This is a genomic window from Leptolyngbya sp. 'hensonii' (assembly GCF_001939115.1).
Classification (GTDB): Bacteria; Cyanobacteriota; Cyanobacteriia.
Map to the genome: position 1 here is coordinate 38,237 of NZ_MQTZ01000054.1, position 18,714 is coordinate 56,950.

An 18,714-nucleotide genomic window follows, 5' to 3' on the forward strand; every position below is an offset into this window, starting at 1 on the left:
GTGGACGTGAACCAGGATGAAAACAGGAATGACTTATTCCTGAAAGAAAAGAAAAGTTAGAGTCGTTATAGAGAGCTTAATATTTCATAATCTAAAGATACTCTACCTGGTTTCAAGTAACGAATTTACTAAAAAACCCATAGATTCTACAACGATCGTGCTATTTAAGTTCGCTATACCCGTCATCAAGAACCTGGAGCCGAATTTCACGGGCTGTCTCCAGGTTACCGAACCGAACCTGAATCGTGTCCCCTGAGAGGGGGCCTAAAGCCTCCAGGAGCGATCGTAGATGGGGAGTGCTGGCTCCACTATCCAGATAGAGGCGATCGGCCAGAGCAATCAGACGCTTCCACAGGGTATAGAGGCGAGTGGTGGTCTGCTCCAGTTGGGAGGCATGGTTGACCAAATCCGCGACCCCATTCAGGCAACCCAGTCGCAGGGCTTCTTCCAAGGCCGCCTCCAGATTCAGGCCAGCTTGGTCAAGGGTCTGAACCTGGACAGCAGCGGCCAGATAGCGGGCCAGGTAGCGGGCTTCAGCAGTGACCTGTTTTAGATTATCGACAGACGGGTCAGCCGCAACGGCTCGCCGCAGTTCTACCTGATGGGGTTCCGGTAATTTCTCCATCTCCCGGACGAAAGGGGCCACATAGCGCGTTGGAATGACATTGGTGGCCGCTTTCTCTCGAATTTCTTCGGGGAGCAGGTCAGAGGCCAGGGCCGTCCACTCATCGGCCAACTGTCGCACTTCTCTTCGAGTAATCCGTCGTGGGCTGGCAGAGTCCTCCTGTTCCTGGGCTAGGTCACAGATCATCTGCTGGACTTCAGGGGGAGCCTGGGCTGTCTCCACGAAGGCCCGCTTGCTGAAGCGATTAATGGCACTGGATTCCAGAAATCCATTCTCCAGCAACGTATCCGCACTGTTGGCCAGCTCAATCCAGGAATAAGCCTGACTTTTGGTAATTTCCCGATCGCGCAACCAGTTCAAAAAACCGGTGCCCCGTCCCTCTCCCTGTTGCTTTTCCCGATCGCGCACAGCCCGCAAAATCCGTCCTCGCCAGATATCCGTTTGCAGATCAAAGCGATCGCAGACCTGCCAGGCTGTTTCCACCTGCTGTTGAAATTCGGGCTCCGAAATCCGGTCATCCTCTGGATCGGGCAGGCTGACACTCAGGTCTACCTCTTCCCCATCTGCCGCAGCAGCAATATCCGAAAAAAACTCTGGTGCCTGAAGCATCAAAAACCTTTTACAGTGGTAGCGGATACCGATTTGAATCCTGTTCTCACCGCATCCTTCCCCTGCAGACGTTGCAGGCAGGGCCGCGTAGGCAGCAAACGATGAAGCCTGATTTTGAATCGGTATGGATTATCATGCCATGCTTTTCCCTATCTCTGCAGGACCCATGTCAACCCGTCCCCATGTCGCGATCGTCCATGACTGTTTGTGTGAGTACGGCGATGCAGAGCAGGTTTTGGAAGCATTGCACCGACTCTATCCGGAGGCCCCTGTCTATACTGCTTTTGTGGATAAACGAAGCCTGGGAACGGCAGCAGACCGGTTTGCCGATTGGGATCTCCGACCCCTCACCGGCAGCAAAAGTTTGCTGGCCCTGGTCCGCTATCGGTCTGTCTATAAAGCCTGCCTGCCCTACCTCTGGGAACGATTGGATTTATCTGCCTTCGATCTGGTGATTTCTTCTTCTGGGAACTTCCTCGGGAAATCGGTCCTGACTCGCACGGAAACCCTCCACATCAGCTATTGCCACACCCCGCCCCGGTATCTCTGGGAAGCCTCCCAACACCATCTGGCCCATCCGGCCCAACATTGGTGCCGCCACGGGTTACAGACCGCTTTACGCCAGTACGACTTTTATGCCGCCCAGCGGGTGGATCGGTTTGTCACAAATTCCCAGGCGGTGGCCCGTCGGATTGGCAAGTACTACCGCCGCACCGCCGAAGTCATTCCACCGCCCGTGGCGATTCGGGGTCGGGGAGAGGCGGGCGATCGCTACTATCTGTACATGGGGCCTTTAGTTCCGGAACAGCGGGTAGACCTGGCCATCCTGGCCTGCAACCAGCTCAACCTCCCCCTCTGGGTGATTGGCGAGGGGCGTGAGGCTGATCGGCTGCGGGCGATCGCAGGACCAACCATTCAGATTCTGTCTCCCCAAGCCATCCAAGATCGGGTCGAAGTCTATGCCAATGCCAAGGCATTTCTCTACCCCTGCCCCGACGCAGACTTTGGCATTGCCCCTGTCGAAGCGATGGGGCATGGGATACCGGTGATTGCCTGTGGCCGCTGTGGTATGCGAGAAGTAGTGCTGGACTTCCGCACCGGTCTGTTGTTTCAACAGCCCACTGTAGAATCCTTGTGCCAAAAAATTGAAGCATTTGAGCGTCTTCGTTTCTCCGCCCTAGCCTGCATTGAACGGGCGGAAGAATTTGCCGATACCGGGTTCATCTCTAAGCTGGAATGGTTTATCGCCCAGGCTCTAGATGACCATCGGGTGAAATGGACTCACCCCACCGGAGATGTTTAAATCGGAGTGTTAGGGTAGAGGAGGGAATGATGTTCACCCTAAAACTACCTCCTGATCCTTATGGCATTACACGCTGAATTACACCGTCATTTAGGGGGATCGGTTGTTCCCCGCATTCTCTGGAGATACTTCCATCGGAATGATACCATTCTGGCGGAACGGTTTCCCAACTATCCTGACTTTGAATCCTTTTACACCCGATCGCGCAACACCTTAGACGAATACCTGGAGTTACATACTCTGGTTGAGCGGGTGCAAACAGCAGGGGCACTCCCCTACTTCATTTATCGGTTAATTCGAGGGGCCTGTGTGTTTGAGAACCTGGCCTACCTGGAACTCCGCTATACCCCCTATCTCCGGACCCCCGAACACCTGGACCAATCAGAGCGGATTGATCGGATGGTCCAAATCGTGAATGTGGTGGGCAAAGCCAGTCAGTCCCATGAGTATCCGATCGTCACCAGCCAGATCCTGTGTATGCATTCCCGGCTCCCCTACGAGGTCAACCGGGCGATCGTTGATCTGGCCGCCCAATCCCGCCAATATGTCTGTGCTGTCGATCTGGCAGGTGGAGATGCCCACTATGCGGAGCGATTGGACGAATTTGTCGAGCTGTATGCCTACGCCCGATCGCTGGGCCTGAATACCACTGGCCACCTCTATGAAACGAAGGAAGGGTGCTATCCCGAGCTCTTACCCCATCTGATGCGAATTGGTCATGGCATCCAGATTCCGTTGCAATACCCAGAGCTACTCCCACAATTGGCGCGCCAGGGGCAATGCCTGGAAGTCTGCCCAACCACCTATATCAAAACGGGCACTTTGGAGGATATTCGCCAACTCAAGATCGTCTTCGATCGCTGTTTTGAGGCCGGGGTGGATGTGGCCATTTGCACCGACAATGCAGGGCTCCACAATGTCCGTCTTCCATTCGAATATGAGAACCTGCTGACCTACGACATCATCGACTTTAAGCAGCTCCAGAGCTGCCAGGATGCGGCTTTTCGCCATGCTTTTGCCTGGCCCTACAGCCAACGTCCGGCCTCATTGCTGGCTGGCTTGCTGAAGTCCGAGGAGGTCGAGCATCCTGAAAATGAACCCTTGAGGGCAGCTAGTTCCAGAGCTTAAGGTCACAAGACCTATGACTTCAGGGGGAGGCGCTTTCCCCCTGATTTTGCCCACTCTCTTGAGGGCTTTGCTATCATAGTTCAGTTAGAGCAAGCGGATGTGGCGGAATTGGCAGACGCGCCAGATTTAGGTTCTGGTTCCTCACGGAGTGAAGGTTCAAGTCCTTTCATCCGCATTACTGACATAGCCCAATAGGAGCATGCTTGAGCCATCAGAATGCCCTAGGATCACGGTGAAAAAAGTTACATGGAATGAATTTACAGTTCATCCCAGTCCCCCTTAAGATTTTCTTGGCTGGATTGAATGTGTTCCTGATGAACAGTTTGCGGTTTGCAGTAGCTATCCAGGAGGAGCAGCGATGAATTCTCGTGCGATCGTCAGGGGCTTTTTTGCCTTGGGCATGGCCCTGCTTCTATTCGTGACCGGTTGTGCTGAGCAGGCTCCCAGTCGCTGGGACCAGGCACAGCAACAGAGTACTCAACAGAAAAGTGGTCAGGCCGTCAGCAAGAAAGCAGAAGCAGGTGGCAGCTTCAACAAGTTTTTCCCAAAACCCAGCGAAGGGTTTGAGCGGGTCTACACCCAGGAAAAGAAAGGCTTTGCCGAAGCAAAGTTGAAGAAAGGAGGAAAGGATGTGGCAATGTTATCCATCTCGGATACCATCAGCGTCCCCGCTTCCGCTGAGAAGTATAAGCAGAGCACCCGCACCATTTCCGGGTATCCCGCTGTGGATCAAGGGCAGACCGCGACTGGTGTGCTGGTGGCTGAGCGGTATCAGGTGAAGGTCTTATCCCGAGATCCCTCTTTTACCAAGAGCGATCGGGAAACCTGGATCTCGAAGTTTGATTTGAATGGGTTATCGCGGCTCAAGTAAGTATCACTGCAATCACCTGAGGAACTTCAAATGAGTAAATCTATTTTCGAACTGGTGGATGAACTGCCAACCAGTGGCCTAACTGTGTTTGCCCTGCAATCCCTGGACTTTGTGATTCCAGGTCAGTGGCAGAATGTGGTGGGCTTCACGAACACCATTCGGACGGTGACGGCGGAAACGGATGAAGGGTTGATCCAACAAATTGGAGAGCGCGCTATCTATCTGTTTAACGATAAATCCCAGGGCTATCAGAATGCGTTGTGGATTTATCAGACGATCGACTTTACCGACAAGGCTCTGGGTGCTGCCGCAATGGCCAATAAAGTTGGCGAAGCGGTTTCCCTACTGGGCTTCTTGGACAAAGTGACCCCGAAAGCTGAAAAAGCACAGACGATCGACTTTTGCATGAAGCTGGTGGGAGAACTGGTTGCCTTCTGCCAGATTAATGGCATTCCTGGCGATAGCATTGGTGATTTCGTCGGCTCCCTGGCGGATTACAGTGGGGAATCCCTGATGCGGATTGTGGCCCTGCTCTGCTTCGATGGTCTGGTTCCCCTGGGGCCGGATTTTCTGCTCCAGATTCAGTCCCACTTCTCGAACCTGACTCCCGATGACCTACAGCACAATCCAACCTTCCAGCGCATTAATGCCCTAATTCCTGGTGGAGGTCCGGCTGGCCAGCTCAGTTTCATTGGTGATAGCTTTAATGCTGTGCAGGGTTGGATGACGGACTTTGTCAGCTCCAAGGGGCTGACACCAGAGAACGTGGTCGGTAATTTACGGAACTTCATTGAAGTCACGGACGATAAGCTGGATTACCTGGGAGCCTTCCTGGATGTCAGTACCAATTACTACGAACACACTGGTATCCAGACCCTGGCCCGCCGTCTGGTGGAACGGGCGGTTGCGGAGATCTAACCCCAGATAATCCCTCACTTGTTAGAGACGTTCTATGGAATGTCTCTAACAAGTGGTTTTTCCCATCACGTTCCGGGCAATCGTTGTAATCGTCGGGTTTCCTCAGCAATCTTTTGCAGGTCAGTTGCCGACAGATGTTTTACATAGTTGAGCTTCAGTTCCTCCAGTAGATCGGAGAGCAGGATCTGCAACTGTTGAATATTCTCGGGATCCCGCAATTGCACCTCCAGAGTCGTGGAAAACTTCTGCACCAGTTGGTTGGTCAGATCCAGACCCGTTTTATCTTCAAGAGACGCAATCAGGGCCTGATAAGCTACCTGGGTCGCTTCGGTTACGGCCCGATCCACCAGTTGGGCAGGAATTTGACCCAATCCTGGCACCTGCTCCAATCCCTGATAGCCTGGCACCTGTTTCATAGCACTGAGAATGGCATATCTTAAAATAGCCTCTAGTTCAGGCTTGATCTTGGGGAGAACCCCGTAGACCGTCATATTGACCAGTTGACGGGCGATCGCCTCCACTTCATTAACGTTATTGATATCCACATAGGAGCGGCGTGTCTGGGGTCGGAACAGGAGATTGGTGATATCGCCGCGCTGGATAGCAGATTGTACCTGGCCGATCGTCTGCACCACGATCATCTCACTCAACTCCCCGGCCAGGTTTGAAGCAAGGCCGTGGTAGAACTCATCCCGGACTCGGTTCATATTGACGATTTCTGCCTGGTGCAGGCGCACGGTAACTGGAATCACCCTGACCCAGCGCCAGAAAGGAACCAGCAACAGCAAATCATACCAGCGCCAGATGATGGCATCCAGCCAACTAGCTCCCCGGTGACGGCGACTCAAAATATAGGTGCGGGCGAGAAATTCCAGCCCAAACAGGACGGTAAAGGGTAGGTCAATCAGAAAGAAATAGTCTACAAAATCTCCACTTTCCCCAATCGGTCGATAGTAATTGGTGGCCATTAAGGGACGAATCTGGCTATTGAAAAAGCCAATCTCCGCCTGCCAATTCTCCTGGGTCAAATGCTCCTGGCTCCAGAACCGCAGAAAGGAATCGGTGGCTGACTCCAGTTTCATGTGCTCTCGAATACGCTTTTTGATTTTTGCTAGTGTCCCGGATTTGTTGGCCACCTGAAAGGGATTCTCTGAAATCATTCGTCGGCTCAACGTCCCTAAGCGATTGAGATCACGCTTTACTTCAGAAGATTGCAAGCCAGTGGCCGTCACCTGCTTTTCAAGTTCAGCAACCGTTTCAAGATACTTTTGAGTTTCCCGTTCCGGCTCAATGCCTTTCACTGGATCGTAGACCGTCGTGACGATCGGGAAATAACGCAGGTAGAGATCCCGCCAGGGAATATAGCTGACATCAAACAGGACCATTCCCAAATTGGCCACAGCAAAGAGGGCCAGAATTCGCTCAAACCAGAGTGCCTGCCGCCGGCTCAGGCTAGAAGAAGTTTGGGGTTGCACAAAAAACTCGCCCCACCAGTGATGAAAGTCAAAATCAGCTTATCAGGCTTTCTGACTTTCAGGACTTTGATTCCGAACCTGCCAGGCCGACTCCAGCAATTGCTGCCAGCGCTTTTGCATTTGTTTGGGCGTACATTTTAGCGCCCGAATAATTTCCTCGTCGCTGGCCTGGTTGCGCTTGAGCTGGAGGAGTTGTTGCTGTTCCGGCGTCAGCTGGTGTAAAAAGATCTCCCACTGCCGGGGAGAAAGACCCAGATTCTGGTCCACATCCGCACCTAACCACTGGTGCACCAGTTTCCATTGCTGGGTACGGGCAAATTTCTCAACGTGATATTTGAAGCGTTGCTGCAGATAGTCTCGCTGGCGAGGAGTCAGGCCAAGAATGTGGTCAATCTCCGGAGCCGAGAGATCTTGCAGTTTCAGGGTGAGGTAGTCCACACATTCCGGCTGACCCTGTTCTTCCAGATACTGGACTAACTCGGAAATTACCCGATCGCGCAAAACCGACTCTGTGGGATCGGGAGCATCGGCTGCCAATTGTTCCCGGAGTTGTTGCATTACTGGCGATCGACTGTGAAGTTCGGCATCTTCCCCTCTGGGGGTCTGGGTTGCCAGTTCAATATCCAGGGTGGTTTCCTGGGGCTGACGATTGGCAAACCCCTGTACCCGCAACACAATCAGTTGTTGACTGCGTCGGCCCGGTATGGTGATGCGTCGCTTCGCGTATTGCTCACTAAAGGCCATGTATTCCGCCAGTTCCAGCCGGGTTCTTGGGGTGTAGGTTTCCGGTAATTGATTCTCCCGCCGAAAAGCTTTGAGGGATTCGGCATAAAACCCCTGCAGAAAATCCTCAATCAGGGTGTAGCGAGCCTGAAAGCCCAACTGAGCCCGACTGGGGGCAACATAGCGATAGACGATCGCGCTGAGCATACTGTGCAGCTCAACCCGACCCTGACGGGACCCCAGCTTGTAATAAACAATGCATTTTTGTAGCCGATGACGAGCTAAGGCCAGTTGCCAGGTCTGGATCTGTCCAGAAGTCTGGATGCGATCGCTTTTGTTACAAATCCGCTCTACTTCCAGAGCAATGCGCCCGATGACCGCTTGACTACTCTGCAGGGAAGTATTCAGCTCTGTCTGCAGATCCTCCGTCAGCACCCTGACCAGAACCTGGCTCTCCATCGCAAAATCGCCCGATCGTCCAGCTGCTTCTGACCGTTCTGGGTCGGAATTCTGCGGGGATTCAGCCGAACTGGGCGATGCCTGACTGGTGGAGCCTGGGAAACGCTCTGGTTGGGGATTCATGGGGTAGTGCACGCGGTAGATGGGACAAAAGCAAGACAATCACCCTGATTGGTTGAAGGGAATAAGTTCCCATTGCTCCTATCTTGCATCTCAGTTGGGCTGACAGGCAAGAGACATCTTTTTAATTTATATAGCGTTCCGTCAGGGCTTCCCAACCCTGACCTCGACGCACAACCACCGGTTCATCCCCAGTCATATCCAGGATCGTTGAAACTTGAAAAGTCGGCTCAGAACCATCATCCACCATAATGTCAACCAGTTTTTCCAGGCGATCAAACAGTTCGGCTCGATCCACCACGATCGGTACAGCGAGATCCAGGTCATCCATTTCATCCTCTTCGGGAACTGGACGGGCCGAGGTCGAAATGATGGGATTTTCCAGGGCTTGCAGCAGGGCCAGACAGACGGGATGATCGGGGACTCGGATCCCGGTGGTCCGCCGCTTCGGACTCATGACTAGCTTCGGAACCAGCTTGGTGGCGGGCAACAGAAAGGTGTAAGGCCCCGGAATCAGCCGTTTCATCAGGCGGTAAGCCGGGTCCGTGACCTGGGCATAGTGGGCAATGTTCGACAGCGAGGGGCACAAAAAGGTCAGCGGCTTATCATTAGAAAGTTGTTTAATCTGGCGGACCCGTTCGATCGCCGATTTGGAGGTGAGGCTACAGCCGATCGCGTAGACTGTATCAGTGGGATAGAGCATCACCGCCCCATCTTGCAGGGCATCCCGAATTTGCTCTACAGTGCGCCTCTGAGGTGTCTCGGGATGAAGAGTGTAAGTAATCGCCATGGATAATTGACTTTTGAGTGAATATTTTTGAACGTTGAATTTTGAAGTGAATGAAACTTGCGTATTTGGACTGTCCGACCGGCATTGCTGGTGATATGTGTTTGGGGGCACTGGTCCATGCAGGGGTTCCCCTGGACTATCTGCAGGAAAAACTCAGCCTCCTCGGGATTGGTGACGAATTTCAGCTCCGGGCTGAATTAAAGCATCACAACGGCCAACAGGCCACCAAAGTTCATGTTGACCTGCTGTTGAGTCATGCTGAACACCAGCCTACCGAAGAAGGCGTCGATACTCATCCCACGTTTCATCATTATCAGGCTGCGACTGTCACCCTGACTACTACGCAGAGCACACCTGGCCAGAAACATCCGCCGCATTCCCATCACGAGCACGCTCACCAGCACCGTGAGGCTTATGCCAGCAGCCACAGTCACAGTCACAGTCACAGTCACAGTCCTGCCGATCCACCGATCGAACCCCTGAGCCATAGGGATCAGGCCCACCCCCGTCACCTGCCAGAAATTGAGCAGATGATCCGGGCGGCAGGTTTGCCTACCCAGGCCGAAGCCTGGAGCCTGGCCGTGTTCCAGAATCTAGCCCGGGCCGAGGGATCTGTACATGGGCTGGCATCGGATCAGGTGCACTTCCATGAGGTCGGTGCCACCGATGCCATCGTGGATATTGTCGGCACCTGTCTGGGATTGGATTGGCTGGGCATCGATCGCCTCTACTGCGCCCCACTCCCCACTGGGGGCGGCACTATTCGGGCAGCCCACGGTCGTCTACCAGTTCCCACACCTGCCGTCCTGAAACTACTGGAACTGTTCCAGGTTCCCGTTTACAGTAACGGAATCGAGCGGGAACTGGTGACCCCCACGGGAGCCGCGATCGCCACCACCCTGGCCACGGCCTTTGGGCCACCCCCCCCCATGACCCTGCAACGGGTGGGTCTGGGGGCAGGCAATCGGCAATTGGAGATGCCCAATATTTTGCGCCTGTGGCTGGGAGAAGAGTATGTCGGAACCGTTAGACCATCTGCTCTCCAGGCTGACCTCAATCCTCCGCCCCAATCAGAACAGGCAGGGGCCATGCAAGAGACCGTGGCTGTTCTGGAGACTCAAATTGACGACCTCAATCCCCAGGCGATCGGCTATGTCTTTGAAGCCCTCCGGACAGCCGGGGCTCTGGATGTGTTCACCCAGGCGATCGGCATGAAGAAATCCCGCCCAGGGATTTTGCTGACCGTCATTTGTCATCCGGCCAAAGTAGGCGCTTGCGAGGCCATCCTGTTCAGGGAAACCAGTACCCTGGGAATTCGCCAGTCCCTCCAGACCCGCAGGATTTTGGAGCGGGAACTGCAATCGGTGCCAACGGCCTACGGTTCCGTGCGGGTAAAAGTGGCCTGGAGCGGTCCTGACCGCACAATCCTCTGTAATGTCCAGCCAGAGTATGAAGACTGTGCCCAGATTGCCATGGCCCATAACCTGCCCTGGCGCGAGGTGCACCGACAGGCCCTGGCTGCCTGGTATGGGCAGCATTCAGTGTGAACGATGTCCCCCTGGCTGCCCTGAAACCGGCCCTTAGGAAATAGAGTCCTGGGAACGATGGCATGGCCCCATAAACTCTCGGCCCAAATAAACGCTGGAGGCATGGAAGCCCAATCCCAGTCCCCAGCCCAGTAGCGGGTAAATGGCCCAGAAGTATCTGGGTGTCGTCACTAGATTCAGCAAGATCAGAAAGGTATTAACCAGGACGTAACTAGCCAGGTGAGACTGGAACTTGCGTTGCCGTTCTGTCCTGACATCCTGCCGCTGGTATACAATCTTCCTTTCCTGAAGCCATTCCTGCCGTGCTGCTTCCAGAGCAGTGGCCGAGATGCCCAGCTCCGATGCCATATCTTGCAACTGCTGCTCCGAAAACTCCGTATCTTGCTGGCGAGCCATGGCCCGCTCCAGAATTTGCTGAATCTCTTCCGATCTAAAAGTAGCCATTGGGGGTCCTCCTGAAATTGACACCGCTTACGCCTGGGACTGGGATAAAACATATTCAACTAAGTGAATATGTCTTTAGTTTATATGCAACTAAGTGAATATGTCAACGGAATACCTCTCTCCTGGCCCCCTGGGCAACGGGATGCTCTAGACTGGGATAGCAATTCTTCCATCGGAAAAGGAAATGAGCCATGCGGCTGTCTCAGATGCTGTTTGTCACCCTGCGGGAAGTTCCGGCAGAAGCGGAAATTCCCAGCCATAAATTACTGCTGCGGGCCGGGTACATTCGGCGCATTGCCAGTGGGGTCTATGCCTATCTGCCGCTGATGTGGCGGGTGCTGCAAAAGGTATCCCAGATTGTGCGGCAGGAAATGAACGCAGCCGGGGCCCAGGAATGTCTCCTGCCCCAACTCCAGCCCGCAGAACTGTGGCAGGAGTCGGGCCGCTGGGATACCTACACCAAGGCTGAGGGGATTATGTTCGCCCTGAAGGACCGGCAGGAGCGGGAGATGGGACTCGGCCCCACCCATGAAGAGGTGATTACCACGATCGCCCGGGACATGGTGCGCTCCTATCGCCAGCTTCCGATTAACCTGTACCAGATTCAGACCAAGTTTCGGGATGAGATCCGGCCCCGGTTTGGGCTGATGCGGGGGCGGGAGTTCATTATGAAGGATGCCTACTCCTTTGATATGGATGAGGCCGGGATGAAACAGAACTACGAGAAAATGAACCGGGCCTACCACAACATTTTTCGGCGTTCGGGTCTGGCTTTTCGAGCTGTGGAAGCAGATTCGGGGGCGATCGGGGGTTCTGGCTCTCAGGAGTTCATGGTCCTGGCTGATGCGGGTGAGGATGAGGTGCTGTACACCGAAGACGGCCAGTACTCGGCCAATGTGGAGAAGGCCATTTCCCTCGCTCCCGATGCCACTCCTTCTCCTTTCACTACTTACGAGAAGCGGGAGACACCGGGGACAGACACGATCGATAAGATGTGCCAGTTTCTCCAATGCTCCCCCACCCATGTGGTTAAGAATGTCCTCTACCAGGCGGTGTATGACAACGGCATGGCTGTGCTAGTTCTGATCTGTATTCGGGGCGATCAGGAGGTCAACGAGGTCAAACTGCAAAATGAACTGGTCAAACTAGCCGGACAGTACCAGGGAAAAACCGTTCTGTCGCTGAAGGTGGCGGATGCAGAATCCCAGAAGCAATGGGCCGCGAAACCCCTGCCTCTGGGCTATATTGCCCCAGACCTGAGTGACAAGTACATCCAGGCAGGTAAAAACCTAGCCGCAAAGTTCCTGCGGTTAGTGGATAAAACCGCAGTGGACCTGCAGAATTTTGCTACGGGAGCCGATGAGGCTGGATATCACGTCGTCGGGGCCAACTGGGGTCAGGCGTTCAAACTACCCTCCCTGGTGGTGGATGTACGGAAAGCAAGACCGGGCGATCGGGCCATCCACAATCCCACTCAAACCTTGCAGAGTGCGAGGGGGATTGAGGTGGGCCACATCTTCCAGTTAGGCACCAAATATTCCAGGGCGCTGAACGCTACCTACACCAGTGAACAAGGGGAAGAATTGCCCCTGGTAATGGGCTGCTATGGAATTGGGGTGTCCCGCTTGGCCCAGTCGGCAGTGGAACAGTCCTACGACAAGGACGGGATTATCTGGCCGGTGGCGATCGCGCCTTACCAGGTGATTGTTGTCATCCCCAACATTACGGATGCGGCCCAAGTGAAAGCCGCTGAGCAGATCTATACGGACCTGAATCAGGCTGGAATTGAAACCCTGTTGGACGATCGGGATGAGCGTCCGGGGGTCAAATTTAAAGATGCCGACCTGATCGGGATTCCTTTCCGGGTGGTGACGGGCCGATCGCTCCAGGCTGGGAAGGTCGAGGTGGTGCGTCGAGCCACCCGGGAAGCCCAGGAAATTCCCTTGACGGAGTTGACCGCCATCCTGCAACAGTGGATCATTGATGCCGCAACCCTTTAACTGATGCCGAAGCATGACAGGCCCTTGTCAGGTCCGATCGTCTCAGAATAGAATTTTGGATCAAGTAGAATAGATCCAGGCAAGTTTTGGAGACTGTATAGGAATGAACGGTAGATTGGCATCCCATTCAATGAAAATGCTCCAGGGCATCACCGTCAGTCTCATCATGGGGACTGGCCTAATTCTGCCCTTTTCGAGTTCTCTTCTGGCCCAATCCACACCGGGCTCCCAACCCCTGCAAGACTTTAAACCCCAGGAGGAGAATCGGGACATTTTCTCCGGTAAGGGAGCCGGTCAGAATTCTGGCCTGTTTGACTTTATTCACCGGGCAAATATGGGCAATATCCGATCGAATACGGAATTTCAGGCAGACACCACCCAGAACCTGAACGATGCTGCCGCCCAATTCCGAGCCCAACAACTGCGTCTGCTGCAGCAACAACAAAATAATGGCCAGCAACCTGGCCTTCAAATCGTTCCAGCAACACCATCATCCGGTTCCAAATAGTTCCAGACCACTTATTTGTTGGAATGTCAATGAATCAGGGTACGAGGCTAGACAATTGACCTAGCCTCGTTTTCTGTTCGGTATCCCTCGAAAACGCCCATATGGATTGCTTTGCCCCCCTGCATCTGGCTATGTTTAGCGGCAAAGGTGGGGTTGGAAAAACCACCCTCTCCTGTGGCTTGGCTCGTTCCTGGGCCAGACAGTTCCCGGAGCAGAAGATTCTACTGCTTTCCACTGATCCAGCCCATTCTCTGGGCGATGTACTTCAGCAAGGAGTGACGGATACAGCCAGCCCCCTGGCCGATCTGCCGAACCTGGAGGTCAGGGCTCTGGATGCCAGTAAATTGCTGAGTGCTTTCAAGCAGCGCTATGGAGCGGTGTTAGAGTGCCTGGTCGAACGGGGTAGCTTCGTCCAGGGGGAAGATCTAACTCAGGTCTGGGATCTGGACTGGCCCGGTTTAGATGAATTGATGGGCATTCTGGAGATTCAACGCCTGTTGCTGGAGCAGATGGCCGATCGGATTGTGGTGGATATGGCTCCCAGTGGCCATACCCTGAATCTATTCGGCCTGATGGACTTTCTGGAAGGGTTCCTGGGAGCCCTCGATTTATTCCAGGAAAAGCATCGCTCCCTCAGTCTGACTTTTTCTGGCCAGTACAACCCTGATGCCGCCGATGCCTTTCTGGCCCAGATGCGATCGGAATTAACCATGGGCCGTCAGTTGTTGCAGGATAAGGCCCACACCGCCTGTCTGGTGGTGGCGATCGCCGAGCCCATGAGTCTGCTGGAAAGCGAACGCTTTTTGACCGCCCTTGAACAACTCCAGATTCCAGTTGGGGGGCTCTTCATCAATCGGATTCTGCAGCCAGAATCCCTGGAACGGCTTTCGACTTCTGATCTCGATCGGTACAGTGAACAGCAGGACCTTCTAGAAAAATTTCTGCACCTGACCCCCTATCCAGTCTTTGTCATCCCGCAGCAGGCACAGGAACCTGTTGGACCTGTCGCCCTGGATGAAACATTTAACGAAATTCAGAGATTAACGGAAGCTGAAGCAGTTCTCTCACCCCCTGTGGTCTGGCCTCAGCGGGTGCCACCGGGTCTGACTGATTTGATTGAGGCCGGTCGCCGCCTGGTGCTAGTCGGTGGCAAGGGTGGGGTCGGCAAAACAACTGTCGCCGCTGCCATCGCCTGGGAAATGGCGACCCGCCACCCTGATCGTCAGGTCCGGGTGATCTCGATCGACCCAGCCCATTCCCTGGGAGATGCTTTCGGACACCCCCTGGGACATGACCCGGTGGCCCTCACCCCTAATCTCACTGGACAGGAAATTGATGCGAACACCGTTCTGGACCAGTTTCGGCAGGATTATCTGTGGGAACTGGCCGATATGATGAGCGGGGAATCCTCCGAGCAGACGGGCCCGATCCAGCTCGCCTATGGCCCTGCTGCCTGGCGGCAGATCATTGCCCAGGCCCTGCCCGGTGTGGATGAAATGTTATCTCTGCTGACGGTGATGGATTTATTGGACTGTCAGGACCAGGATCTGATCATCCTGGACACCGCGCCCACAGGTCATCTCTTACGGTTCCTGGAGATGCCAACCGCAATCAGTGACTGGCTGGCTTGGATTTTCAAACTCTGGCTCAAATATCGGGACGTTTTAGGAAATACAGATTTGATGGGCCGCCTGCGCACTCTGCGGCAGGGAGTTCTGCAAGCCCAGAAACAACTACAAAATCCCCAATGCACCGAGTTTATCCTGGTGGTACAGGCCCAGTCTCCCATTATTGCCGAGGGCCAACGCCTCTCAGCCGCCCTTCAAACCATGGGCATGGCCCAACAGGTCTTGATTCATAATTACTTTCAGCCCGATCGGCCCATTGGGCCAGATGCCTTTCCAGGTATAGTTCGGGTCCATCTCCCTCCCTTGCCGCGATCGGTGGCTCCCCTGGCCCGGATCCAGGGAGCAGGTCCCCTCCTGTTTGAAACGTTCCATCCCTGAGAGCTGTGGCAACCGGCGTAATCTGCTTGCAATGGGCTCTAACAATGATTACACTTCTTTATAATTTGGGCTTTTTCGACACGCACCTTAAACTACTGTCATATTGATTCAGGGTACGCCTTTGAATAAATATGGCGAGTAGTGAGGCTGTAGTTGTCCCGGATCTGGTAGGGTTATCAGTATCTGGTCCTTAATAAATTGCTTAGAAAAGCGTTGCACAAGTAAAAGTACTTAGAGGAGGAGCGTAGTCAATGGGACTACCCTGGTATCGCGTACATACTGTCGTCCTGAATGACCCGGGTCGGCTGATTGCTGTACACCTGATGCATACTGCCCTGGTGGCAGGTTGGGCCGGTTCGATGGCTCTCTACGAACTGGCAATTTTTGACCCCAGTGATCCGGTTCTGAACCCGATGTGGCGCCAGGGCATGTTCGTTCTGCCCTTCATGGCTCGCCTCGGCGTAACCGAATCCTGGGGTGGTTGGAGCATTACAGGTGAGACTGCTAGCAACCCTGGCCTCTGGTCATTTGAGGGTGTGGCTGCTACTCACATCATCCTGTCCGGCTTACTCTTCCTGGCCGCTGTCTGGCACTGGGTCTTCTGGGATCTGGAACTATTCCGCGATCCCCGGACCGGTGAACCAGCCCTCGACTTGCCGAAGATGTTCGGTATTCATCTGTTCCTGTCTGGGTTACTCTGCTTCGGCTTTGGTGCTTTCCACCTGACGGGTCTATTTGGCCCCGGCATGTGGGTGTCTGATCCCTATGGTCTGACCGGCAGTATCCAGCCTGTCGCACCAGAGTGGGGTCCTGCCGGATTTAATCCCTTTAATCCAGGCGGCATTGTTGCCCACCACATCGCTGCTGGGGTTGTTGGGATTATTGCGGGTCTCTTCCATCTGTCAGTTCGTCCTCCGGAGCGTCTCTATCGAGCGCTGCGGATGGGGAATATTGAAACGGTTCTGTCCAGCAGTATTGCAGCCGTCTTTTTCGCAGCCTTCGTTGTGGCCGGTACCATGTGGTACGGCAACGCAGCTACCCCGATCGAACTGTTTGGCCCCACCCGCTATCAGTGGGATAAGGGATACTTCCAGCAGGAGATCGATCGTCGTGTTCAAACCAGTCTGGCGGATGGCGCATCTCTGGCAGAAGCCTATTCGGCAATTCCTGAAAAGCTTGCCTTCTATGACTACGTTGGGAATAGCCCTGCCAAGGGGGGTCTGTTCCGGACTGGTGCGATGAATAATGGTGACGGTATTGCTCAGACATGGCTGGGCCATCCTGTTTTCAAAGATAGTGAGGGCCGTGAACTCTTTGTTCGCCGCTTACCTAACTTCTTCGAGAACTTCCCCGTTGTTCTGACTGACAAAGATGGTATCGTCCGAGCTGACATTCCCTTCCGTCGGGCTGAGTCCAAATATAGCTTTGAGCAGCAGGGTGTAACGGTCAGTTTCTACGGTGGGGAGTTGAACGGTAAAGCGTTCGATGACCCAGCGACTGTGAAACAGTACGCCCGTAAAGCGTTGTTAGGCGAGCCCTTCGAATTCGATACAGAAACCCTTGGCTCTGACGGGGTATTCCGTACCAGTCCAAGAGGTTGGTTCACTTTCGGACACGCCTGCTTCGCCCTTCTGTTCTTTTTCGGCCATATCTGGCACGGTTCTCGGACCATCTTCCGGGATGTGTTTGCCGGGATTGATCCGGATCTGAGTGAAGAGCAAGTCGAGTTTGGTGTCTTCCAGAAACTGGGTGACAAGACCACTCGTAAAGAGGCTGTTTAACGCCAGCTAATCCGACTAAAACAGAAATGGTCTGGTGGTGATTTGAGTCTCCTCAGCAAACCGCTGGACCATTTCTAAGGTTTTTTTGACAGCTCTCTGTTTACAGATAGACTGGAACCAACTGAATCATCAGGAACTCTTGACATGGAAAGTGTTGCTTATATCTTGATTCTGACTCTGGCTCTGGGCGTTCTCTTCTTCGCGATCGCCTTCCGTGAGCCCCCTCGCATTGGCAAGTAAAACCTTGCTCGCTTCTTATTGTTTTTCGCTTTTTGGGTTTCCAGGGTCTGGTGCCTGCAGTGACCTCGCTCACTTTAACCCCCAGCCAGGTAAACCATTTTACTTAAAAAATTGATTGACATCCTCAAAGCCTGCTTCATGCAGGCTTTTCAGTTTTCATAAGAATTGTAAACATAGATCCCGTTTTCAGGATTGTCTGTTAGGTTTTTATCTCCTGATTGACAATCAATCAGCAACAAAACCCTCAAAACGATTACTTTTTGGGCGATCGTCGTGGGAGTCAAGACAAGGTTGTAGGATTTTCACCCCGCTCAGGGAGCTTTTCCCGTCCCTCTTGTTCCCGTTCAACACGACCGATTACGAAGTAGTCAGGTTTTTGCTGCCATTTTGCAACCAGGTAATAAGCCAGTAATATAGGTTTCAGAGGTGAAACCTATCGTTGTTTTACCGACTTCGCCTGAAGGGCTGCCGCTATGCTTTGTCCGTTCTGTCAACATTCAGAAAATCGTGTGCTGGAATCACGCTCAGCGGAAGCAGGGCAGAGCGTGCGACGACGACGAGAGTGTTTAAAGTGCAGTCGGAGATTCACCACCTATGAACGCATAGAGTTTGTACCGATCACGGTGATTAAGCGAGATGGGAAGCGGGAATCATTCGATATCTCTAAACTGCTGCGAGGCATGGTGCGGGCCTGCGAAAAAACGGGCATCTCCGCCCCTCAGCTCGAAAACATTGTCGATGAAATTGAAGCAGAATTGCAACAACGGGCTGTTCGAGAAGTTCTAAGTACGGAAATTGGGGAGTTAGTCCTACGCCATTTACAATCTCTGAATGAAGTCGCCTACGTCAGGTTTGCCTCCGTTTATCGCCAATTTCGGGGAATTCGGGACTTTGCAGAAGCGCTGAGCCACCTGCAAAATCAGGGCAGTCGGTTATCGCCAGAGGAGCACGAGCCGATTGGCGATCCAGAATCATTCCTTTCAGAACCCTTGACCCGCGATCCTTCTGTCACCAAAGCCTAAGTCTGCTAAGGAATGAGAATTAAATCTAGTGTCAAACGCCTGATTGCCCTCACCCCAACGATTAACTTGATTTAATCCGTGATCCTTAGCAGCCTATTTCATACTACTGATAATTTTCATAGAGCCAGAAAAGATGGCTAGCCGC

The 18,714-nt window shown here is 53.6% G+C and carries 16 protein-coding genes and 1 tRNA gene; 12 read left to right on the plus strand and 5 right to left on the minus strand.

The window, feature by feature from the left end; translation table 11 throughout:
• Nucleotides 1-160: 160 nt before the first annotated feature.
• Nucleotides 161-1,234, minus strand: a complete 1,074-nt coding sequence (locus tag BST81_RS23310) for a hypothetical protein (protein ID WP_075600922.1) — start codon at nt 1,232-1,234, stop codon at nt 161-163.
• Between the two features lie 166 nt (nt 1,235-1,400).
• Here BST81_RS23310 and BST81_RS23315 point away from each other — a divergent pair, with 166 nt between their 5' ends.
• The 5 genes from BST81_RS23315 (at nt 1,401) to BST81_RS23335 (ending at nt 5,454) form a co-directional block, all read left to right on the plus strand.
• Nucleotides 1,401-2,537: a glycosyltransferase gene (locus BST81_RS23315; RefSeq protein WP_075600923.1), complete on the plus strand. Its 1,137-nt coding sequence runs from the start codon at nt 1,401-1,403 to the stop codon at nt 2,535-2,537.
• A 60-nt stretch (nt 2,538-2,597) separates the two neighbouring features.
• Entirely contained in the window at nt 2,598-3,665 is a 1,068-nt protein-coding gene (locus tag BST81_RS23320) for an adenosine deaminase (protein ID WP_075600924.1), read from the plus strand.
• 93 nt (nt 3,666-3,758) lie between these two features.
• A tRNA-Leu gene (locus BST81_RS23325) sits at nt 3,759-3,840 on the plus strand.
• A gap of 183 nt (nt 3,841-4,023) precedes the next feature.
• Nucleotides 4,024-4,536: a hypothetical protein gene (locus BST81_RS23330; protein ID WP_075600925.1), complete on the plus strand. Its 513-nt coding sequence runs from the start codon at nt 4,024-4,026 to the stop codon at nt 4,534-4,536.
• 30 nt (nt 4,537-4,566) lie between these two features.
• Entirely contained in the window at nt 4,567-5,454 is an 888-nt protein-coding gene (locus BST81_RS23335; protein ID WP_075600926.1) for a hypothetical protein, read from the plus strand.
• Between the two features lie 65 nt (nt 5,455-5,519).
• Here the strand turns inward: BST81_RS23335 and BST81_RS23340 are convergent, their stop codons facing one another.
• The 3 genes from BST81_RS23340 to BST81_RS23350 form a co-directional block, all read right to left on the minus strand.
• A complete protein-coding gene (locus BST81_RS23340) occupies nt 5,520-6,929 on the minus strand; it encodes a hypothetical protein (protein ID WP_075600927.1) in 1,410 nt (469 codons plus the stop codon).
• 42 nt (nt 6,930-6,971) lie between these two features.
• Nucleotides 6,972-8,234 (minus strand): HetZ-related protein, encoded by a 1,263-nt coding sequence (locus BST81_RS23345; protein WP_075600965.1) that lies wholly within the window; start codon nt 8,232-8,234, stop codon nt 6,972-6,974.
• Between the two features lie 121 nt (nt 8,235-8,355).
• On the minus strand, nt 8,356-9,021 hold the full coding sequence (locus BST81_RS23350; RefSeq protein ID WP_075600928.1) for an L-threonylcarbamoyladenylate synthase: 666 nt from the start codon (nt 9,019-9,021) through the stop codon (nt 8,356-8,358).
• A gap of 50 nt (nt 9,022-9,071) precedes the next feature.
• Between BST81_RS23350 and larC the strand changes: the two genes are divergently transcribed.
• Nucleotides 9,072-10,568, plus strand: a complete 1,497-nt coding sequence (larC, locus tag BST81_RS23355; protein WP_075600929.1) for a nickel pincer cofactor biosynthesis protein LarC — start codon at nt 9,072-9,074, stop codon at nt 10,566-10,568.
• 33 nt (nt 10,569-10,601) lie between these two features.
• Here the strand turns inward: larC and BST81_RS23360 are convergent, their stop codons facing one another.
• A complete protein-coding gene (locus tag BST81_RS23360) occupies nt 10,602-11,012 on the minus strand; it encodes a 2TM domain-containing protein (protein ID WP_075600930.1) in 411 nt (136 codons plus the stop codon).
• A 191-nt stretch (nt 11,013-11,203) separates the two neighbouring features.
• On the opposite strand from BST81_RS23360, the gene proS reads away from it, so the two are divergent.
• The 6 genes from proS (at nt 11,204) to nrdR (ending at nt 18,569) form a co-directional block, all read left to right on the plus strand.
• The gene (gene proS, locus BST81_RS23365; RefSeq protein WP_075600931.1) at nt 11,204-13,012 is read left to right on the plus strand and encodes a proline--tRNA ligase; all 1,809 of its coding nucleotides are present in this window, start codon (nt 11,204-11,206) and stop codon (nt 13,010-13,012) included.
• Between the two features lie 103 nt (nt 13,013-13,115).
• Nucleotides 13,116-13,520: a hypothetical protein gene (locus BST81_RS23370; protein WP_143780466.1), complete on the plus strand. Its 405-nt coding sequence runs from the start codon at nt 13,116-13,118 to the stop codon at nt 13,518-13,520.
• A 101-nt stretch (nt 13,521-13,621) separates the two neighbouring features.
• On the plus strand, nt 13,622-15,526 hold the full coding sequence (locus tag BST81_RS23375) for an ArsA family ATPase (protein WP_253188454.1): 1,905 nt from the start codon (nt 13,622-13,624) through the stop codon (nt 15,524-15,526).
• Nucleotides 15,527-15,777: 251 nt separating this feature from the next.
• Nucleotides 15,778-17,307: a photosystem II chlorophyll-binding protein CP47 gene (gene psbB, locus BST81_RS23380; RefSeq protein ID WP_075600933.1), complete on the plus strand. Its 1,530-nt coding sequence runs from the start codon at nt 15,778-15,780 to the stop codon at nt 17,305-17,307.
• A 144-nt stretch (nt 17,308-17,451) separates the two neighbouring features.
• A complete protein-coding gene (locus tag BST81_RS23385; RefSeq protein ID WP_075600934.1) occupies nt 17,452-17,547 on the plus strand; it encodes a photosystem II reaction center protein T in 96 nt (31 codons plus the stop codon).
• Between the two features lie 473 nt (nt 17,548-18,020).
• Complete coding sequence (nrdR, locus tag BST81_RS23390; RefSeq protein ID WP_075600935.1) at nt 18,021-18,569, plus strand: transcriptional regulator NrdR; 549 nt, start codon at nt 18,021-18,023, stop codon at nt 18,567-18,569.
• Nucleotides 18,570-18,714: the final 145 nt, after the last annotated feature.

Excerpts from the sequence above, each read along its gene's own strand:
- BST81_RS23320 (WP_075600924.1), top strand. The coding sequence starts at position 2,598 with ATGGCATTACACGCTGAATTACACCGTCATTTAGGGGGATCGGTTGTT.
- BST81_RS23335 (WP_075600926.1), top strand. The coding sequence starts at position 4,567 with ATGAGTAAATCTATTTTCGAACTGGTGGATGAACTGCCAACCAGTGGC.
- nrdR (WP_075600935.1), top strand. The coding sequence starts at position 18,021 with ATGCTTTGTCCGTTCTGTCAACATTCAGAAAATCGTGTGCTGGAATCA.
- psbB (WP_075600933.1), top strand. The coding sequence starts at position 15,778 with ATGGGACTACCCTGGTATCGCGTACATACTGTCGTCCTGAATGACCCG.
- BST81_RS23330 (WP_075600925.1), top strand. The coding sequence starts at position 4,024 with ATGAATTCTCGTGCGATCGTCAGGGGCTTTTTTGCCTTGGGCATGGCC.
- BST81_RS23315 (WP_075600923.1), top strand. The coding sequence starts at position 1,401 with ATGTCAACCCGTCCCCATGTCGCGATCGTCCATGACTGTTTGTGTGAG.
- larC (WP_075600929.1), top strand. The coding sequence starts at position 9,072 with ATGAAACTTGCGTATTTGGACTGTCCGACCGGCATTGCTGGTGATATG.
- BST81_RS23345 (WP_075600965.1), bottom strand. The coding sequence starts at position 8,234 with ATGAATCCCCAACCAGAGCGTTTCCCAGGCTCCACCAGTCAGGCATCG.
- BST81_RS23360 (WP_075600930.1), bottom strand. The coding sequence starts at position 11,012 with ATGGCTACTTTTAGATCGGAAGAGATTCAGCAAATTCTGGAGCGGGCC.
- BST81_RS23350 (WP_075600928.1), bottom strand. The coding sequence starts at position 9,021 with ATGGCGATTACTTACACTCTTCATCCCGAGACACCTCAGAGGCGCACT.
- BST81_RS23385 (WP_075600934.1), top strand. The coding sequence starts at position 17,452 with ATGGAAAGTGTTGCTTATATCTTGATTCTGACTCTGGCTCTGGGCGTT.
- proS (WP_075600931.1), top strand. The coding sequence starts at position 11,204 with ATGCGGCTGTCTCAGATGCTGTTTGTCACCCTGCGGGAAGTTCCGGCA.
- BST81_RS23310 (WP_075600922.1), bottom strand. The coding sequence starts at position 1,234 with ATGCTTCAGGCACCAGAGTTTTTTTCGGATATTGCTGCTGCGGCAGAT.
- BST81_RS23370 (WP_143780466.1), top strand. The coding sequence starts at position 13,116 with ATGAACGGTAGATTGGCATCCCATTCAATGAAAATGCTCCAGGGCATC.
- BST81_RS23375 (WP_253188454.1), top strand. The coding sequence starts at position 13,622 with ATGGATTGCTTTGCCCCCCTGCATCTGGCTATGTTTAGCGGCAAAGGT.